The 3,235-nt window shown below is 69.5% G+C and carries 5 protein-coding genes; 2 read left to right on the top strand and 3 right to left on the bottom strand.

The annotated features are described in order from the left end of the window. Positions 1 to 56 precede the first annotated feature (56 nt). The 3 genes from ACWELQ_RS42025 to ACWELQ_RS42015 all read right to left on the bottom strand — a co-directional run bounded on the left by ACWELQ_RS42025 (position 57) and on the right by ACWELQ_RS42015 (position 1,204). Positions 57 to 296 (bottom strand): hypothetical protein, encoded by a 240-nt coding sequence (locus ACWELQ_RS42025; RefSeq protein ID WP_452402563.1) that lies wholly within the window; start codon positions 294 to 296, stop codon positions 57 to 59. A 200-nt stretch (positions 297 to 496) separates the two neighbouring features. Next, complete coding sequence (locus ACWELQ_RS42020; RefSeq protein ID WP_452402562.1) at positions 497 to 868, bottom strand: bleomycin resistance protein; 372 nt, start codon at positions 866 to 868, stop codon at positions 497 to 499. A 126-nt stretch (positions 869 to 994) separates the two neighbouring features. Next, positions 995 to 1,204 carry a TOBE domain-containing protein gene (locus tag ACWELQ_RS42015; protein WP_452402561.1) on the bottom strand — a complete coding sequence of 70 codons (210 nt, stop codon included), beginning with the start codon at positions 1,202 to 1,204 and terminating at the stop codon, positions 995 to 997. Positions 1,205 to 1,362: 158 nt separating this feature from the next. Here ACWELQ_RS42015 and ACWELQ_RS42010 point away from each other — a divergent pair, with 158 nt between their 5' ends. Together ACWELQ_RS42010 and ACWELQ_RS42005 are read left to right on the top strand one after the other, a co-directional pair. Then, complete coding sequence (locus ACWELQ_RS42010) at positions 1,363 to 2,298, top strand: hypothetical protein (protein WP_452402560.1); 936 nt, start codon at positions 1,363 to 1,365, stop codon at positions 2,296 to 2,298. A 36-nt stretch (positions 2,299 to 2,334) separates the two neighbouring features. Beyond that, a partial coding sequence (locus ACWELQ_RS42005) for a thiamine pyrophosphate-binding protein (RefSeq protein WP_452402559.1) occupies positions 2,335 to 3,235 on the top strand: 901 nt, incomplete at its 3' end.

Raw genomic sequence — 3,235 nt, 5'->3', positions numbered from 1 at the left:
CCCAGCGGCTCGATGGCCGACGCCCTCCGCCGCGCGGGCTTCGGCAAGTAACTCGATCACGCACTTCGGGCCCCGGCGAAACCGCCGGGGCCCGAACCGATTTCACCCGCCCGGCATCCCGGTTTGCGGCGTGAAGCGATCTCGGCCCTCTCGCCGCAGGCGTGGTCGGCGCTGACCGAGCCGGCCCGCGGCGGTGAGAGCTCGTCGATGCCGAACCACGCGATGAGCAGCGGCACCAGTGCCAGGAATGGCGGCCACGAGATCGCCACCGAGGCGTCGATCGGCTCCAAGGACAACTCGGTGTTCGTTCATGGCACCGCAGGCAGTGATGGTGGCCGGGCGCGGATATGGTTGCGCCGGAGGCGAATCGAGCACGGCACCCCGCACAACCGTCAGCGGCACCACGGGCGGTGGTTCCAGTGAGCCGGTGCGCGCGAAGGCGACCGGCATCGGTACGGTCTCGCGTCGACCATGGCCGAGGCGCGGTGTGGTGTGGCTAGATGGGCAGCGAGGAGCCGACGCGGTGCAGGGTGCCGTCGGGGTCGACGTAGGCGAATTCGCGTAGGCCGTAATCGGTGTCGACCGGTGGCACCAGGCGGCCGGGGAGATCGGCGGCCAGCCATTCGGCATAGAGGGCGTCGGCGTCGGAGACGTAGAGGTAGATCGCCGAGGCGGTGCGCTTGGGATCGTGCTCGGGCCATTCGGTCAGATGCAGGGAGACGCCGCCGCGATCGGCGAAACCGTAGCGGGCCTGACCCTCGTAGGCGTGCGCGGTGAAGCCGAGACGGCGGTAGCGGTCCAGGGCGGCGTCGAGATCCAGCACCGGGATCACCGGGGCCGCACTCTCGAACTCGATCTCGTCGGACACGGTGGCTCCCTTCGTCGGCGGCTTCGCGGCAGACCCTACCGCCACCCACCGACATGACGGCGCAGCGAAAACCGAAGCGGCCGGGGCGAACCCGTTCGGATTCACCCCGGCCGCCGGTGGGTGGGGCTATTCCACGCCGAGGGAGACCTCGGTGGACTTGATCAGGACCTTGACGGCCTTGCCCTCGGCGAGCGCGAGATCGTCGACGGCGTCGCGGGTGATGGAGGAGGTGATCTCGTCACCACCGGTGAGCCGGATGCGCACCACGGCCATCGCCTCGCCGCGGGTGACCTGGGTGACGGTTCCATCGAGCTGATTGCGTGTGCTGAGCTTCATGCTGGTGATCCTAGTAACCCGAGCACCCGCGGTCACGTTGGCTGGACGGTTGCTACATCACTGCTCGGGCGGCTGTGATCCGGGCGTGCCCGTCCGGGGCGCGGGTAGCGTGGCGGGGGTTGGTGTTCACGCGCGGATTCGCAGGAGACGACACGGTTATGCGGTTGCATCGGTGGTGGGAAGATGTCGTGGTGGCGCACGGCCGACTGCCGCTGGCATGCCTGCTGCTGGGGTTCATCGTGGGGTTCCTGCTGATCCGAATCAGCGTGCGGCTCATCCGCAAACAGGTCCGCTGGTGGCCGGGCAATCTGCGGGCCGGGGACGTGCACATCCACCACATGGTCTTCGGCGTGATCCTGGTGCTCGGTTCCGGCATGGGACTGGTGGCGCTGTATCAGAGTTCCGTCGGCGTGATCAGCGCGCTGGCCGCGGTCTTCGGCGTCGGCGCGGCGCTGGTGCTCGACGAGTTCGCGCTCATCTACTACCTGCGCGACGTGTACTGGGAGGAGCAGGGCCGCACCTCGGTGGACGCGGTGTTCGTCGCCATCGCCGTGACCGGACTGCTGCTGCTGGGCTTCCACCCGCTGTGGCTGCTGGACATGGGCGATGTCCGGGATCTGCGCGCCGATCAGAATGTGCCCGAGCGCCTGTTCACCATCGGCTTCGCGCTGATCAATCTGCTGCTGGCCGCCATTGTCATTGCGAAGGGCAAGATTTGGACCGGTCTGTTCGGCATGTTCTTCCCGCCGCTGCTGGTCATCGGCGCGCTGCGGCTGAGCCGTCCGGGCGCGCCCTGGGCCCGCTGGCGCTACGCCGCCGGTTCGGGGCTCATGCGGCGCGCGATGCGCCGCGAACGCCGCTACCGCCGCCCGGTGATCCGCGCCAAGATCTTCGTGCAGGACCTGCTGGCCGGGAAACCCGACGCCGCGCATGTGCTGCGCGCCGCCGAGGAGGAGTTGGCCCGGACCGTGGTCCCCGCGCCGCCCGCCCCGCCCTCGACGCATCTGCACCTGATGCCCGGCTGGAAGTCGGCCGAACGCGCGGGGGAGTCCCACCCGGCGGAACGGCCTCCGGAGCCGATCGATAGCCAATAAGTTGCTGACTGTCGCTTCACGTGCCAGTGTTGAACGATGGGCTACGTTGTCGGCGACTACCTGCTCGATCGGCTCCGCGACCTCGGCGTCACCGAAATATTCGGTGTCCCGGGCGATTTCAACCTCCAGTTCCTCGATCACGTCATCGCGCACCCCGATATCCGCTGGATCGGCAGCGCCAACGAGCTCAACGCCGGATACGCGGCCGACGGCTACGCCCGCCTGCGCGGCATCGGCGCGGTCCTCACCACCTACGGCGTGGGTGAGTTGAGCGCGGTCAACGCCATCGCGGGCAGCTACGCCGAGCACGTCCCCGTGGTGCACATCGTGGGCGTCCCGGCCAAGGACATCCAGGCGCATCACCGCGTCATCCACCACACCCTCGGCGACGGCGACTTCCACCACTTCCGCCGCATCGCCGCCGAAGTCACCTGCGCGCAAGCCGATCTCGGCGCCGCCGACGCCTGCCAGGAGATCGACCGGGTGCTGAACTCGGTGCGGGTGCACCGACGGCCCGGCTATCTGATGCTGGCCACCGACACCGCCCGCATCGAGGTGTCACCGCCCGCGACGCCGCTGGCCCCGCCCGCCGACTTCTCGAGCGCCGGTGCGCGGGCCGCCTTCGAGCGGGCGGCCCGTGAGTTCCTCGCGCGCCGCCGCGTGACCGTCCTGGCCGACATCTTCGTCGACCGGGTCGGCGCGACCGACCGCCTACGCACCCTGGTCGGGCCGTCGCTGGATCTGCCGGACGGTCTCCCGCACGCCACACTGGCCTGGGGCAAGACCGTGGTCGACGAATCGGCCCCCAACTTCCTCGGCGTCTACACCGGCGCGGCCTCGCCCCCGGAGGTGCGGCATGCCGTCGAGGACGCGGAACGGCTCGTCACCGTCGGCGTCCAGTACACCGACAGCATCACCGCGGGCTTCAGCCAGCGCA

The organism is Nocardia sp. NPDC004722 (assembly GCF_053601505.1).
The sequence above is the reverse complement of the archived record's forward strand: the minus strand, read 5'-3'. Positions and strand labels throughout refer to the sequence as shown.